Source organism: uncultured Aquabacterium sp., from assembly GCF_913773725.1.
In the GTDB taxonomy this organism is placed as follows: domain Bacteria; phylum Pseudomonadota; class Gammaproteobacteria; order Burkholderiales; family Burkholderiaceae_C; genus Aquabacterium.
Genome location: NZ_CAJYGK010000157.1, coordinates 1 through 15,610 on the forward strand (window position 1 = coordinate 1; position 15,610 = coordinate 15,610).

A 15,610-nucleotide genomic window follows, 5' to 3' on the forward strand; every position below is an offset into this window, starting at 1 on the left:
ATGGAGGGGATGTGCATGCAGTGAAACTCAGTGCGCGCCGATCAGGCGGGCCAGGTCGTTGTAAAGCGCCAGCGACATCATCGCCAGCATGATGGCCACGCCACCACGTTGGAGGCGCTCCAGCCACAGGTCCGAGACCGGACGCCCCGTGACGCCTTCAAAAAGATAATACATGAGGTGCCCGCCATCGAGGACGGGCAGCGGCAACAGGTTCAGCACGCCCAGGCTCACGCTCACCAGCGCCAGAAAACCGAGGTAGTGCACCCAACCGAGGGTGGCCGACTTGCCAGCATAGTCGGCGATGGTCAAGGGGCCGCTCAGGTTCTTGATCGAGGCCTCGCCGATCAGCATCTTGCCTAGCATGCGCAAGCTGAGCACCGCCGTGTCCCACGTCTTTTCGAGCGCCATGCCGAAGCCTTCGATGGCGCCGTAGCGCACTTCGACCACGGCCGGCATGCTGCCCAGTGCCGCCTCGATGCGCGCCACCTGCTTCCCCTGCACTTCCTTGAGCACCGGCTGCACTTCCAGGCTCAGGGTTCGCCCGCCTCGGTCGACGTCCAGCAAGATCGGCTGCGCATGTCCGCCCTGGAGACTGGTCCGGATCAGGCGTCTCAGCTCGGCCGCATCACGCGGCGCGACGCCGTTGATGCGGAGCACCCGGTCGCCCTTGCGCAGGCCGGCGCGGTCGGCTGGCCCTTGCGCCACAACCTCATCGACCAACGGTTCGGCATACGGACCACTGAGGCCCACGCGGTCCAGCAACTTGCCATCGACCTCTGCAGCAGGAATGGCGGACAGGGGCAGCATCAGTGTCCTTGCGCCGCGGCCCTCCTCATCCTCCCGCTGTCGCGAGCGGACCTGCAGGGCCACGTCCTCGCCGCGCAGGGTCGCGCGGGTGAACAGCCATTGCAACTCGCTCAAAGACCGGATGGACTGCCACTCGGCATCCCCGTCCCGCGCGGAAGCGGGACGAAGTGCCACAACCTCGTCTCCGGACTGCAGTCCGGCTTGCGCAGCGAGGCTCCCAGGCACAGGTGCGGACAACCAGGGGCGCAGTTCCTGAACACCCGTCCAGTTGACGGCGGCATACAGCAGCACCGCCAGCACGAGGTTGGCCAGCGGCCCCGCCGCCACGATGAAGGCACGTTGCTTCAACGGCTTGCGGTTGAAGGCCCGACTCCGTTCGGAGGGCAACACCGGCGCTTCCCGCTCGTCCAGCATGCGGACGTACCCCCCCAGCGGGAGCGCCGACACCACGAATTCGGTCTCGCCGCGCTGGCGTCTCCACAGCACGCGGCCAAAGCCGACAGAAAAGCGAAGCACCTTGACATCGCAGGCGCGTGCCGCACGATAGTGTCCGTACTCGTGGATGACCACCAGCACACCGATCGTCAACAGGAAGTACAGGGTCGTCGTCAGCATGGCAACACCTTCTGGGTCATCCGACAGGCTTTCCCCGCCGCCTCATGGCGACAGGGCAGCAATGATGTCACCGGCCTTGCGTCGGGCCAGGGCATCCAGCGACAGCAACCCCTCCACCGAGTCAGCCGCACCCGAATCGATTCCGACCGATTCAAGGGCTTCGGTGTTGACCCGGTGAATCTGGTCGAACCGGATCCGCCGTTTCAGGAAGGCATCGACGGCCATCTCGTTGGCTGCATTCAGCACACACGTGCTGCCGGCCGGCCCGTTGAGGGTCTGCCAGGCGAGTTGCAGACCCGGGTAGCGAGCGGCATCAGCCTCTTCGAACGTCAGCGCTTTGAGGGACAGGAAATCCAGCAAGTCTGCTCCCGACTCGATCCGTTCGGGCCAGGACAGCCCGTAGGCGATGGGCACACGCATGTCCGGCGTGCCGAGCTGGGCCAGAACGGACCGGTCCCGACAGACCACCATCGAATGGATGATGCTCTGAGGATGCAGCACAACCCGGATCTGCTCGGGCGCCAGCCCGAAGAGCCAGCGGGCCTCGATGACCTCCAGCGCCTTGTTCATCATCGTCGCAGAGTCGACCGAGATCTTGCGCCCCATGACCCAGTTGGGGTGGGCACAGGCCTGCTCTGGCGTGATCTCCGCGAAGGTGCCAGGGGCCCGCTCTCGGAACGGCCCACCCGAGGCCGTCAGCACGATGTGGTCGATCCGTGCAGGCCAGGAGGACGGATCGTCCGGAAGACACTGAAAGATCGCCGAATGCTCGCTGTCGATGGGCAGCAGTGTGGCCCCGCCCTCGCGGACCGCCTCCATGAACAAAGCGCCCCCGACGACCAGCGCCTCTTTGTTGGCCAGCAGCAAGCGCTTGCCCGCGCGTGCGGCAGCCAGGCATGGTGCCAGCCCCGCAGCACCGACGATGGCGCCCATCACGACGTCAACTGCGGGGTGAGCCGCCACGTCCACCAGGGCCCTTTCACCGGATAGCACTTCGGTACGCCACCCCTGCTCACGCCCCAGCGCGCGCAGACGTGCGGCCGCGCCTTCGTCCGGCATGACGGCAAAGCGCGGTTGCCAACGGGCACACAAGGCCGCCAGTTCCTCGACGCGTTGCGCTCCGGTCAGCGCGAACACCTCGAAGCGCTGAGGATGGCGCGCCATCACGTCGAGCGTGTTCGTGCCGATGGAACCAGTGGCACCCAGAACGGTGACCCGCTGCGGTGCAGGATGACGACGATCAAGCATGACAGAGCGACATCAGGGCGAGAGACAGGGGCAACACGGGAAGGAGCGCGTCCACGCGGTCGAGCACACCACCATGTCCAGGCAGCAGTTGGCTGCTGTCTTTGGCACCCGCCTGGCGCTTGATCATCGACTCGAACAGATCGCCCACCACGCTCATGGCGGCGAGAAACGCGAGCGCCAGGACCATCCCCACAGGCCCGATCCCGAGCAGCAGGCGACTGTAAAGGCTGGGCGAGTCCACCCCCACATGGCGGTCAATCGCAATCCACAACACGGCCAGCAGCAGCACTGCGGCCATCCCGGACCAAACCCCCTCCCAGCTCTTGCCCGGGCTGATGGCGGGAGCCAGCTTGCGACGCCCGAATGCTCGCCCCCCGAAATAGGCGCCAATGTCGGCAGCCCAGACCAGACAGAACACGGACAGCATGAAGTTACCGCCTTGGGCCTTGATGTCGACCAGGGCCAGCCAGGCTCCGATCAGCAGCACCAGACCCAACACGCGACGCGGCCACTCTGGCCATTGCCCCCAGTAGCGGGGGCCATGGCGCAAAGCCAGCCCGCCGCCCACCACCCAGACAGGCAGCGCCACCAGCCACACCCAGGTCGGCGTGTAGAAGCCGGCCAGCGGATGCCCAACGTCATGGACATGGGGCTGAGACGCGCTCAGGACCTCGGGCTGCTGCCAGACCGGCAGGCCGAAGCCGTGGGCTGCGTAGATCGAGCCCCCCGCCACCGCAGCGGCCATGAGCCAGGCACGGGCGCCCGGCGCCCCATTCAGGCGAGACCACTCCCACCCCGCCGCCGAGATGAAAGCGAGCGAGAGCAGGGAGAACGGCCACACGGCCTCGACCACCAGGGTCGGCAACAGGATGGCCACCAGAATGACCGCGGTGATGACGCGCTGACGCAGCATGCTCACTGCTCCCCCGTCAGGACACCAGGCCCGTCGCAGGCGAGGCCATCCGCAGCTCCACCCAACGCGCCCTCCCCTTGACCCGACGTGCCGACATCGCCGAAACGGCGCTCACGGCGGGCATAAGCCGCAACGGCCCGGTCCAGCTCGGCGGCGTCGAAGTCCGGCCACAGGCAGTCGGTGAAGAAGAACTCGGCATAGGCGCTCTGCCAAAGCAGGAAATTGGACAAGCGCACCTCACCGCCCGTGCGAATGAACAGGTCGGGGTCCGGGGCATACGCCATCGTCATGAACCGGGCCAGGGTGGCCTCGTCCAGCGCTTCCGGCGGCACGCCAGAGGCCATGGCGGCACGGCACGCCTGAACAATGTCCCAGCGACCGCCATAGTTGAAGGCGACCGTGAGGACGAGGCGGCTGTTGTCCTCGGTGTCCTTCTCGGCGCCACGCAGCGCGTCGCGGATCCGAGGCGACACCGAATCGAGGTCACCGGCCACCCGGATCCGGACCCCGTCGGACTTGAGCCGCGTCAGGTGCTTCGAGAGCGCCACCAGCAACAGGCTCATCAGGCCCGAGACCTCTTCCTCGGGCCGCTTCCAGTTCTCGGACGAGAACGCGAACACCGTGAGGTAGCCGATGCCCCGGTCGGCTGCAGCCTGAACCACTTTCACAAGGGCATCGACACCCGCCTTGTGCCCCACACCGCGGGGCATCATGCGTTTGCGGGCCCAGCGCCCGTTGCCATCCATGACGATGGCAACGTGGCGTGGAACAGAGGCGGCCGACGATTGGTCCATGAGCAAAGGTGTGTGTGTGAGCGCCCGGATCAATGGCGCTTGCAGAAAGACCGCGAGGCGGACAGGCCGCCTCGCAGTACGCAGGGATTATGACAAAGCCACGGCCTCAGACGGCCATGATCTCTGCCTCTTTGGCCTGCACCAGCTTGTCCACCTCGGCAATGACCTTGTCGGTCAGCTTCTGGATGTCGTCCTGGGAACGACGATCTTCATCCTCGGTGATTTCCTTGTCCTTCAGCAGGCGCTTGGCTTGCTCGTTGGCGTCACGACGCAGGTTGCGCACCGCAACCTTGGCGTCTTCGCCAGCACCCTTGACGACCTTGGTCAACTCCTTGCGGCGCTCCTCGGTCAGCGGGGGCATCGGCACGCGGATCAGATCGCCCTGCGAGGACGGGTTCAGCCCGAGGTCCGACTCACGGATGGCCTTCTCGATCTTGGCGCCCATGCCCTTTTCCCAGGGCTGCACACTGATCGTGCGGGCATCCATGAGCGCCACGTTGGCGACCTGGCTGATGGGCACCATCGAACCGTAGTACTCGACCTGCACCTGGTCCAGGATGCCCGGGTGGGCGCGGCCCGTCCGGATCTTGGCCAGCTCGTTCTTGAAAGCCTCGATGGACTTGGCCATCTTCTGCTCGGCGTTTTTCTTGATGTCTGCGATGCTCATGGAGAGACTCCGTGCGAATGTGCGACTGCCTGAAGACTGACAAACGCGTGAGTGGGGGGACTGGAGGACAGCCGGGTCAGACGTGAACCAGCGTGCCTTCGTCCTCGCCGAGCACGACTCGCTTGAGCGCGCCCGGCTTGAAGATCGAGAACACCTTGAGCGGCAGGTTCTGATCACGGCACAGCGCGAACGCCGTGGCGTCCAGCACCTGCAGGTTCTTGATCAGCGCCTCGTCGAAGGTGATCTTGCTGTATCGGGTTGCCGTCGGATCCTTCTTCGGGTCGGCCGTGTAGACGCCGTCCACCTTGGTGGCCTTGAGCATCACCTCGGCGCCGATCTCGGCGCCGCGCAATGCGGCCGCCGTGTCGGTGGTGAAGAACGGATTACCGGTGCCGCCGCCGAAGACCACGACCTTGCCCTCTTCGAGGTATTGCAACGCCTTGGGACGGACATAAGGCTCCACCACCTGGTCGATGCTGATGGCCGACATGACGCGGGCGGTCATGCCTTCCTGACGCATGGTGTCGGCCAGGGCCAGCGAGTTCATCACCGTGGCGAGCATGCCCATGTAATCGGCTGTCGCGCGGTCCATGCCGACCGACCCACCCGCGACGCCGCGGAAGATGTTGCCCCCGCCGATGACGACCGCCACCTGCGTGCCCAGCGCCGTCACCTCCTGGATTTCCTTGACCATCCGGACGATGGTGGCTCGGTTGATGCCGTAGGCGTCGTCGCCCATCAGGGCTTCACCGGAAAGTTTCAGGAGGATGCGCTTGTAGGCGGCCATGCAGTCGTCCTTGTGTGTATTCTGGGTCGGCCCGACTCCCACGCGGGCAGGCCGGTCAAGCCCGAAGGCTTGGAAAGTGTCCGCGCAAGAAGGTTCCCGGGGAACCGCTCGAGCGAACCTTGATTCGTCTGGTGCAAAGAGCGTAAGAGATAGCACAAGGGGGCCGAAGCCCCCTGTGTCTTGCGCCGGGCTTACTGGCCCTTGGCTGCGGCCATCGTGGCTGCAACCTCGGCAGCGAAGTCGTCTTGCTTCTTCTCGATGCCTTCGCCCACCACGTACATGGTAAAGCCCTTGACGGTCGTGTTGGTCGACTTCAGGTAAGCCTCGACGGTCTGCTTGCCGTCAGCAGCCTTCACGAAGACCTGGTTGAACAGCGACACTTCCTTCAGGTACTTCTGGATGGCGCCTTCAATCATCTTGGCAGCGATGTCAGCGGGCTTGCCGGACTCGGCGGCCTTGGCCGTGGCCACGCTGCGCTCGGTCTCGATCAGGGCGGCCGGCACGTCGGCCGACGACAGCGACACCGGCTTCATGGCAGCGATGTGCATGGCCACGTCCTTGGCAGCCACATCGTCACCGTCGAACTCGACCAGCACGCCGATGCGGGCGCCGTGCAGGTAGGAAGCCAGCTTGCTGCCACCCGCGTAGCGCTTGAAGCGGCGGATCGACATGTTCTCGCCGATCTTGCCGATCAGGCCCTTGCGCACTTCTTCCACGGTCGGACCGAAGCCGTCTTGCGACAGAGGCAGCTCGCCCACGGCGGCCACGTCGGCCGGGTTGTGCTTGGCAACCAGCTCGGCCACCGACTTGGCGAAAGCCAGGAACGAGTCGTTCTTGGACACGAAGTCGGTTTCGCAGTTGATCTCGACCAGGGCAGCGGTCGTGCCGTCCACAGCCGACGACACCACGCCTTCGGCGGTCACGCGCGAAGCGGCCTTCGAAGCCTTGCTGCCGAGCTTGACGCGCAGGATCTCTTCAGCCTTGGCCATGTCGCCATCGGCTTCGGTCAGGGCCTTCTTGCACTCCATCATCGGGGCGTCGGTCTTGGCGCGCAGGTCGGCAACCATGCTGGCGGTGATTGCGGGCATATCGTTCTCCGTTGGGTTGGAACGCGGCGTCACGGCCGCGTCACATCAGAATCTGTTGAAAAAAAGGGGCTGAACAACAGCCCCTTCTTGCCGAGTCGGAAGGACTCAGGCTGCTTCGTTGACTTCCACGAACTCGTCGTCGCCAGCGGCTGCGGCCACGACGTCGTTCACGGCATTGGCCTTGCCTTCCAGGATGGCGTCGGCCACGGCGCGGGCATACAGGGCCACAGCCTTGGACGAGTCGTCGTTACCCGGGATGACGTAGTCGATGCCTTCGGGCGAGTGGTTGGTGTCGACCACGCCGATCACGGGAATACCCAGTTTCTTGGCTTCTGCGATGGCGATCTTGTGGTAGCCGACGTCGATCACGAACAGGGCGTCGGGCAGAGCGTTCATGTCCTGAATGCCGCCGATGTCCTTTTCAAGCTTGGCCAGTTCACGTTGGAACAGCAGGCCTTCCTTCTTCTTCAGGTTGTCCAGGCCGGCTTCGACCTGAACCTGCATGTCCTTCAGCTTCTTCAGCGAGCCCTTGACCGTCTTGAAGTTGGTCAGCATGCCGCCCAGCCAGCGCTGGTTCACGAACGGCACGCCAGCGCGCGCAGCTTCTTCAGCCACGATGTCGCGAGCCTGACGCTTGGTGCCGATCATCATCACGGTGCCGCGGCGAGCCGACAGCTGCTTGATGAACTTCAGGGCTTCCTCGAGAGCCGGCTGGGTCTTCTCGAGGTTGATGATGTGGATCTTGTTGCGATGGCCGAAGATGAAGGGGGCCATCTTGGGGTTCCAGAAGCGGGTTTGGTGACCGAAGTGGACACCGGCTTCCAGCATTTCGCGCATGGACACGGACATGTGAGTGCTCCAGAGGTTGGATCTAGAAGCCGCCAGCGATCGAGCACCCGCGCAGACGCGACAGGATGCAAGCGACACCTTGGATTGACGGCTTCGCGGTTTCAACAGTATTCACCCGGACCATTCCGGGCAAACTCTCGCATTCTAGCATGTTTCCGACGGGTGACCGACTGCCACGTGAGCGCCGGCCACCCGCGGCTCAGCGCCGGCTGCGCGAGCCTTTGCGGGCAGGCGTCTTCTTGCCCGCTGCCTTGCCTCCTCGGGCCCCGGCCGCCGTCCCTGCACGCTCGGCAGCCGCACCCCGTGCCGCCTTGGCGCCTCGCCGAGCCTGCCGATCCATCTCCTGGATGTCGGCCAGTTCATCTTGTGCGCTGCGCTCCCCGGCCCAGGCCGCTTCCGAAGTCCGCGGTTTGCGGCTGTTTCTGCCGCCTGCCGCGCCCCCTGCTCCTGGACGGCCGGACTGCCCGGCGTCCTCGCGCACCAGGCGGAAGTCGATCTTGCGGGCATCCAGGTCGACGCGGCTGACCTGCACCCGAACGCGCGCCCCGACGCCGTACCGCACACCGGAACGCTCACCGCGCAATTCCTGGCGGGCCTCATCGAACCGGTAGTACTCGCCGCCCAGCTCCGTGATGTGGACCAGCCCCTCGACATACAACCCATCGAGCTGCACGAAAAGCCCGAAACTGGTCGCCGCACTGACCGTGCCCCCGTATTCTTCGCCCAGCCGCTCGCGCATGAACATGCACTTCAGCCAGGCCTCCACATCACGCGAGGCCTCGTCGGCCCGGCGCTCATTGGCGCTGCAGTGGATGCCGGCCGTCTCCCAGGCCATCGCTTCCTCGGGCGGCAGCTTGATCCGCGCGCCCTTCACTGGCGCCACCGGCAGACCTCGGGTGACAGCGCCCTGCCCGCCCTTGCGCTTGAAGTTGCCTGTGGACGACTGCACCGGCGGCAGCTTCAAGCCGTAGCGGTCTCGGCCCAGCAGGGCCTTGATCACCCGGTGAACCAACAGATCCGGGTAACGTCGGATCGGGCTGGTGAAGTGCGTGTAGGCCTCGTAGGCCAACCCGAAGTGACCGCTGTTGACGGGCGTGTAGATCGCCTGCTGCATCGATCTCAGCAGCATGGTGTGAATCTGCGTTGCGTCAGGGCGGTCCTTGGTGGCCTCGGCAATCGCCTGGAAGTCGCCCGGGCGCGGCTCCTCGCCCAGACTGAGCCCCAATCCAAGCGCCTTGAGGTAGTTCTTGAGGATGGTGCGCTTTTCGGGCGTCGGGCCCTCGTGCACCCGGTACAACGACGGGTGCTTTGCACGCAGGATGAAGTCTGCAGAACACACGTTGGCCGCCAGCATGGCCTCTTCGATCAGCCGGTGGGCCTCGGTGCGCGTGCGCGGCACGATCTTGGCAATCCGACCGTTCTCGTCACACACGATCTGCGTTTCGGTCGTCTCGAAGTCCACGGCACCGCGGGTGCCACGCGCCTTCAGCAGCACGCGATAAACCTCGTGAAGGTGAAGCAACTGAGGCACCAGCTCCGCGCGACGCAACGCCTCCGGCCCCCGCGTGTTGCCGAGGATGGCCGCGACCTCTGTGTAGGTCAGCCGGGCATGCGAGCGAATGACCGCCGGGAAGAACTGATAGGCGTGGATCTCACCCTCCGCCGTCACCAGCATGTCGCACACCATGGACAGGCGCTCGACCTCGGGATTCAATGAGCACAGCCCGTTGGAGAGCTTCTCCGGAAGCATCGGGATGACCCGACGAGGGAAATAGACGGAGGTCGCCCGCTCATACGCTTCACGGTCCAGCGGCTCGCCGGGCTTCACATAGTGGCTCACGTCGGCAATGGCCACGATGAGGCGCCACCCGTTGGGCACCTTGCCCCGACCAATACGGGCAGGCTCGCAGTACACGGCGTCGTCGAAGTCACGCGCGTCTTCCCCGTCGATCGTCACCAGCGGAACGTCGCTGATGTCGATCCGTCCGCGCTTGTCGGCGGGACGAACCTTCTCTGGCAGCTTGGCGGCCTGGGCCAGCACGTCGTCGCCGAACCGGTGCGGTACCTCGTACTTGCGCACGGCAATCTCGATTTCCATGCCCGGATCGTCGATGCCCCCCAACACCTCGGTTACGCGCCCCACCGGCTGGGCGTTCAGGGACGGAGGCTCGGTGAGCTCCACGGCCACAACCTGACCCGGCTCAGCGTGGCCCGTGGCCTTGGCCGGGATGAGGATGTCGCGGCCGAAACGCCTGTCCTCGGGCGCAACCAGCCAGACACCGCCTTCGTGCAGCAGCCGACCGATGATCGGTGTCTTGCGCCGCTCGAGAATGTCCAGCACCTGCCCTTCCGGCCTCCCCTTGCGATCGAAACGCACAATCCGCACCCTCACCCGATCCCGATGCAGGACAGCACGCATTTCCTGTGGCGAAAGCCAGACAGTGGTGTCGCCCTCATCGGGGTGGACGAACCCGTGGCCGTCACGGTGGCCCTGGACGGTGCCAACGATTTCGCTCATGAGGTTCGAAGAAAGTGTGGAGGGTGTTGTCATGTCTCTCATTTTGATGCTAGAATTCAATTCTTCGCTGATCACTGCAACGTTTTTTGAACGGCAGAAAGAAGCGATAAAGAGTACCTGCCCAGGTGGCGGAATTGGTAGACGCACTAGTTTCAGGTACTAGCGGGTAACTCCGTGGAGGTTCGAGTCCTCTCCTGGGCACCATTGAGGAAGCCGGCTGATCAAAGATCAGCCGGCTTTTTTCATTCCCGTCGCGATTGTGGCCAACATGGCGGCAACCCCGCACCCCACGGCCACCCGCAGGCCGCTCGCCCATTCGCCAAGAATGGACTGGAAGAGAGGCCGGAAGGCCAGGTACCGCGTGCTGCATGTTGATTCCTGACTCAGCGTACACCACGGAACGGTGGTTCACCGAGGCGCACGGATGGCAACGTGGTTCTCGAATGCGGCGACGGAACAACACTCTTCGTCGCCAGCAGCGATTTCGCCGCTTTTTTGCCACGCCACTCAGCAAGCTCGACAAAAGAACAAAAATCGTGCTACATTAATGGTCTTGATGCAGCGCAACGCTGAAACGCAAAACAAAGCATCAAACAGTACCTGCCCAGGTGGCGGAATTGGTAGACGCACTAGTTTCAGGTACTAGCGGGTAACTCCGTGGAGGTTCGAGTCCTCTCCTGGGCACCAAATGAGCAAGCCGGTTGATCGAAAGATCAGCCGGCTTTTCTCATTGGTGCACGCCCAGAAAGAGTGATGGTGTCGGCATCGCCTTTTGGTCCCTGCCACGTCTCACGCGCCCGAAGGAGGCCCCACGGCGCTCACGCCGCCGGCGGGTGCACTTGGGAAGAGCGCCCACTCGCCATGAAAAAGGCGGCCTCTCGGCCGCCCTCTTCTCCTCCTGTCCAAAGCAGCGCCAGTCAGACGCCGCTCGGATCAAACTTCATAGCGCTTGAGCAGCGCCTGCGGGCGCAGGTTGTCGTACTCTTCAAACGGCTGATGGATCCACGGGCTGGTGGGCAAGGTCTCCACGAAGTAATCCGGCGTGTAGCACGACACTCCCTTCACCCAGATCACGGCCGACCGCAATTCCGTGATGGCTGGCATGCTGCGCAGGCGCTCCACCACCGCTTTGAGCGTCACACCGGAATCCGCCAGGTCGTCCACCAGCAGCACCCGTCCGGCCAACTCACCCTTCGGCATGGTGATGTACTTGGCCATGTCCAGCCGACCCTGCAGCGTACCGCCTTCGTCACGGTACGAGCTGGTCGACATGATGCCCAAAGGCTTGTCGAACACACGAGACAGGACATCGCCGGGACGCATTCCGCCACGAGCCAGGCACAGGATCTGGTCGAACTCCCAGCCGGAAGCGTGCACCTTGAGCGCAAGACGCTCGATCAGCTGGTGGTACTCCTCCCAGGACACATAAAGGTGTTTGCCGTCGTCGGTGAGCATGGTGAACCTATGGTTGTCGGTCAAAGAAAAACAGCTGGCCGATCAGCCCTTGTAGGGATGACGGAGCAGGATGGTGTGGTCGCGATCCGGGCCGGTCGACACCATGTCGATGGGGGCGCCGATGAAACCCTGCACGCGCTCCAGGTAGGCGCGGGCGTTGGCGGGCAACTTGTCCCACTCGGTGATACCGAAGGTCGAGCCCTCCCAGCCGGGGAAGGTTTCGTAGATCGGCTCGCACGCCACGATGTCGTCGGCGTCAAGAGGAAGGATGTCGATGCGCTCGCCACGCAGCATGTAACCGGTGCAGACCTTGATTTCGCTGAGGCCGTCGAGCACATCCAGCTTGGTCAGACAGATGCCGGAAATGCCGTTGATGAGCACCGAGCGCTTCAGCGCTGCGGCATCGAGCCAGCCGCAGCGACGGGCGCGGCCGGTGACGGTGCCACGCTCCTGGCCCACGGTCGACAGGTGATGCCCGACGGTGCCCGGTGTATCCCAGTCGAGTTCGGTCGGGAACGGACCGCTACCCACGCGGGTGGTGTACGCCTTGGTGATGCCCAGGATGTAGTGGAGCTTGTCCGGCCCCACGCCCGAACCCGCTGCGGCATTGCCTGCCACGCAGTTCGAGGAGGTCACGTACGGATACGTGCCGTGGTCGATGTCGAGCAGTGTGCCCTGGGCACCCTCGAACAGCACGCAGCCGCCGTCGAGATTGTGCGCATGGATGCGCACGCCCACGTCAGCCAACATCGGCAGGATTTCCTGAGCGGCGGCCATTGCCTGGTCGAAGATCGGCTGGAATTCCAGCCTGCCAGCCTTGAGGTAGCCTTCGAGAGCGAAGTTGTGCAACTCCAGCAGTTCGCCGAGCTTCTTGGCGAAACGGTCCGGGTGCTTCAGGTCCTGCACACGCAAGGCACGACGCGCCACCTTGTCTTCATAGGCCGGGCCGATGCCCTTGCCGGTGGTGCCGATCTTGCCGCTGCCGCTGGTTTCGCGCAGCGCCTCGCGGGCCTTGTCGACTTCGACGTGGAACGGCAGGATCAACGGGCAGGATTCGCTGATGAACAGGCGTGAGCGCACGTTCAGGCCGGCATCTTCCAGACGCTTGATTTCAGACAGCAGATGGGTCGGGTCCACCACCACACCGTTGCCGATGTAGCAGGCCACACCATCACGCATGATGCCGGAGGGGATCAGTTGCAGGGCGGTCTTCTTGCCATTGATGACGAGCGTGTGGCCGGCATTGTGGCCACCCTGGAAGCGGACAACGGCGGCAGCGTGATCGGTCAGCCAGTCGACGACCTTGCCCTTGCCTTCGTCACCCCATTGGGTGCCGACCACCACGACGTTGCGGGCGGTGGTGTTGCCGGCGCGGGCCGACGCAGAAGTGCTTTGCATGGCAGATTCCTGTTTCGCTAAAGGGAAAGGACGGGCGCTCAGAGGGCGCGCACCGTCCAGCGTCCGTCGATCAGTGCGAGCTCACGGTCGCAATCGAATTCTTGGACGTCATGTTCATGTCCGGGCAGCACGCACACCACGGTGTGGCCCTGCCCTCGGAGGGTGCGCACAGCCTGGCGCAAGGCGGGGTCTTCCCCCCACGGAGCCCGAACAGCCGAGCGGGCTGCCTGCGGATGCCGGGCCGTCAACAGCTCGGCCAGCACCTTCAGATCAAGGCTGAAGCCGACCGCCGGGCGGCGACGGCCGAACACAGCCCCCACCTCGTCGTACCGACCACCTCGCACAACAGCATCGGCCAACCCGATGCCATATACGGCGAAGCGCGTCCCGCTGTAATAGGCATAGCCGGACAGGTCGGACAGGTCAAAACCAATCTGCACGTCAGGCTGGCTTTGTCGCAGGTGTCCTGCCAACCAGCTCAGATCGCGCAAGGCACTGTCGACGAGAGGATGGGCGGGCAAGAGTTCGCGCGCGTGGTCCAGGACCTCGTCGCCACCGTAGAGGGTCGTGAGGCCGACCAGAACACGGGCCGCATCCGACGAAGCGGCCAGGGTGCCTTGCTGCGCCAGTTCACGCAGCGCGGCCACGTCCTTGGCAGTCAGCGCGGTGACCAGCGCGGTGCGGGTCGCTTCGTCGAGCGCGGGCACGCCCAGGCCAGCGAGCACGCCGTCGACCAACCGGACATCGGCCAGGTCCATGACCAGGTCGGTCAGACCTGAGCCGCGGAGCCCTTCCAGCGCCAGTTCCGTTGCTTCAAGCTCCGCCTCGAGCCCGGCATGACCGTAAATCTCGCAACCCAGCTGAAGGGGTTCTCTGCCAGCCTGAGGACTGGCGGGACGGGTGTGCAACACCGGGCCGCAGTAACACAGCCGGGTGATGCTGTCGCGATTCAGCAGGTGGGCGTCGATGCGGGCGACCTGAGGGGTCGCGTCGGCACGAATGCCCAGCGTGCGGCCGGACAGCTGATCGACCAGTTTGAACGTGCGCAGGTCCAGCGCCCGCCCCGTGCCGGACAGCAGCGAGTCCAGGTGTTCGAGCAATGGCGGCATCACCAGCTCGTAGCCGTAACTGCGGGCCACGTCCAGCCAGATGCGACGCAGTTCTTCCACGCGACGGGCCTGCGCGGGCAAAACGTCAGCGATGTGCTCTGGCAACAGCCAAGCAGACGACATAAGAAAACGTGCGGGGGTTAAAAACGAGATTCTACCGGGGGTTCGGGACACTTTGACAGCGCCCTGCCCCGCCGCCCGCATCAGGACGTTCAGGACAACGCCTGAATCAGCCAGAGAAGCAGCAGGCCCAAGACCATGCTGCCCAGCCCGAAACGACGAATCTGCTCGTCATCCAGCTGCAGCAACTGCTCGAACATGCGCCGCCAGGCTGCAGGGTTGAGCGCCGGCAGCAGCCCTTCCACGACGAAGACAAGTGCCAGCGCGATCCACAGCGCTTCAGCCATTCACAGCCGCTCCTTGCCAGGCGGCAGCGCGAACGAGACGGTCATGCCGCCTCATGGTCTCACTTGCGGGGCGCCGAGGCACCACCGGCATTGCTTCCTCGCATGGCCTTGAAGAAGTCGCTGCTCGGATCGAGAACCATCACGTCGCCCTTGGTGCGGAACGTGGCGCGATAGGCCTCCAGGCTGCGATAGAACTGGGCGAACTGCGGGTCGCGGCCGAAAGCCTCGGCATACAACGCCGACGCCTTTGCGTCGCCTTCGCCCTTGATCTTCTGGGCATCACGGTAGGCTTCAGCCACGATGATTTCACGCTGGCGATCGGCGTCGGCTCGGATCTTCTCGCCTTCTGCGCCACCTGTCGAACGCAGTTCGTTGGCGACCCGCTTGCGCTCGGACTCCATGCGGCGGTAGACCGAATCCGTGATGTTGGCAGAGAAGTCCACGCGCTTGATGCGAACGTCGACGATCTCGATGCCGAACGCCTTGGCGTCGTCCGCCAGGCGCTGGATCACGCCCTGCATCACCTTCTCGCGCTCGGTCGAGAGCACGGCGCCGACCGTGCGCTTGGTGACTTCCTCGTTGAGGGCGGCCTGAACGATCGGCGACAGGCGGTTTTCGGCATTGCGGATGTCCACGCCGTTGTTGCGAATGAACTGTCGCGGCTCGGTGATGCGCCACTTCACGAGCCAGTCGATGACGAGGCTCTTTTTCTCGGCGGTGAAGATGGGCCGCGACTCCGGACTGTCGAGCGTCTGCACGCGACGGTCGAGGAAGACGACGTTCTGCAGCGGGGCGGGCAGCTTGAACTTCAAGCCCGGCTCGCTGATGACTTCCTTGATTTCACCCAGGGCATAGACCACGGCGAACTGACGCTGGTCCACGACGAACAGAGTGGAGGCGGCGATGACGATGGCCAGCAGCACGCTGACCAGGGAGATACCGATTCGGTTCATGT

General features: G+C 64.4%; 14 protein-coding genes and 2 tRNA genes. 2 read left to right on the forward strand and 14 right to left on the reverse strand.

Features of this window, described 5'->3' with window-relative positions:
- Nucleotides 1-27 precede the first annotated feature (27 nt).
- From rseP to rnr, 9 genes are all read right to left on the reverse strand, one after another.
- On the reverse strand, nt 28-1,422 hold the full coding sequence (gene rseP / locus QZ709_RS19100) for an RIP metalloprotease RseP (protein WP_294639136.1): 1,395 nt from the start codon (nt 1,420-1,422) through the stop codon (nt 28-30).
- A 42-nt stretch (nt 1,423-1,464) separates the two neighbouring features.
- A complete protein-coding gene (ispC, locus tag QZ709_RS19105) occupies nt 1,465-2,670 on the reverse strand; it encodes a 1-deoxy-D-xylulose-5-phosphate reductoisomerase (protein WP_294639137.1) in 1,206 nt (401 codons plus the stop codon).
- The gene (locus QZ709_RS19110) at nt 2,663-3,583 is read right to left on the reverse strand and encodes a phosphatidate cytidylyltransferase (RefSeq protein WP_294639138.1); all 921 of its coding nucleotides are present in this window, start codon (nt 3,581-3,583) and stop codon (nt 2,663-2,665) included. Before QZ709_RS19110 ends, ispC begins: the two co-directional genes overlap by 8 nt.
- 2 nt (nt 3,584-3,585) lie before the next feature.
- A complete protein-coding gene (uppS, locus tag QZ709_RS19115) occupies nt 3,586-4,377 on the reverse strand; it encodes a polyprenyl diphosphate synthase (RefSeq protein WP_294639139.1) in 792 nt (263 codons plus the stop codon).
- Between the two features lie 106 nt (nt 4,378-4,483).
- A complete protein-coding gene (frr, locus tag QZ709_RS19120; RefSeq protein WP_294639140.1) occupies nt 4,484-5,044 on the reverse strand; it encodes a ribosome recycling factor in 561 nt (186 codons plus the stop codon).
- 76 nt (nt 5,045-5,120) lie between these two features.
- Nucleotides 5,121-5,831, reverse strand: coding sequence for a UMP kinase (gene pyrH / locus QZ709_RS19125; protein ID WP_294639141.1), 711 nt, complete (start codon nt 5,829-5,831; stop codon nt 5,121-5,123).
- 191 nt (nt 5,832-6,022) lie between these two features.
- A complete protein-coding gene (tsf, locus tag QZ709_RS19130; protein WP_294639142.1) occupies nt 6,023-6,919 on the reverse strand; it encodes a translation elongation factor Ts in 897 nt (298 codons plus the stop codon).
- A gap of 105 nt (nt 6,920-7,024) precedes the next feature.
- On the reverse strand, nt 7,025-7,768 hold the full coding sequence (rpsB, locus tag QZ709_RS19135; RefSeq protein ID WP_294639143.1) for a 30S ribosomal protein S2: 744 nt from the start codon (nt 7,766-7,768) through the stop codon (nt 7,025-7,027).
- A 199-nt stretch (nt 7,769-7,967) separates the two neighbouring features.
- Complete coding sequence (gene rnr / locus QZ709_RS19140) at nt 7,968-10,319, reverse strand: ribonuclease R (protein WP_294639144.1); 2,352 nt, start codon at nt 10,317-10,319, stop codon at nt 7,968-7,970.
- Nucleotides 10,320-10,405: 86 nt separating this feature from the next.
- Here rnr and QZ709_RS19145 point away from each other — a divergent pair.
- A tRNA-Leu gene (locus QZ709_RS19145) sits at nt 10,406-10,490 on the forward strand.
- 398 nt (nt 10,491-10,888) lie between these two features.
- A tRNA-Leu gene (locus tag QZ709_RS19150) sits at nt 10,889-10,973 on the forward strand.
- Nucleotides 10,974-11,219: 246 nt separating this feature from the next.
- Here the strand turns inward: QZ709_RS19150 and QZ709_RS19155 are convergent.
- From QZ709_RS19155 to hflC, 5 genes are all read right to left on the reverse strand, one after another.
- Complete coding sequence (locus QZ709_RS19155; protein ID WP_294639145.1) at nt 11,220-11,741, reverse strand: phosphoribosyltransferase; 522 nt, start codon at nt 11,739-11,741, stop codon at nt 11,220-11,222.
- Nucleotides 11,742-11,783: 42 nt separating this feature from the next.
- On the reverse strand, nt 11,784-13,139 hold the full coding sequence (locus tag QZ709_RS19160) for an adenylosuccinate synthase (RefSeq protein WP_294639146.1): 1,356 nt from the start codon (nt 13,137-13,139) through the stop codon (nt 11,784-11,786).
- 38 nt (nt 13,140-13,177) lie between these two features.
- The gene (locus QZ709_RS19165; protein WP_294639147.1) at nt 13,178-14,371 is read right to left on the reverse strand and encodes an ATP phosphoribosyltransferase regulatory subunit; all 1,194 of its coding nucleotides are present in this window, start codon (nt 14,369-14,371) and stop codon (nt 13,178-13,180) included.
- A gap of 89 nt (nt 14,372-14,460) precedes the next feature.
- A complete protein-coding gene (locus QZ709_RS19170) occupies nt 14,461-14,655 on the reverse strand; it encodes a DUF2065 family protein (protein ID WP_294639148.1) in 195 nt (64 codons plus the stop codon).
- Between the two features lie 59 nt (nt 14,656-14,714).
- A complete protein-coding gene (gene hflC / locus QZ709_RS19175) occupies nt 14,715-15,608 on the reverse strand; it encodes a protease modulator HflC (protein WP_294639149.1) in 894 nt (297 codons plus the stop codon).
- Nucleotides 15,609-15,610 lie beyond the last annotated feature (2 nt).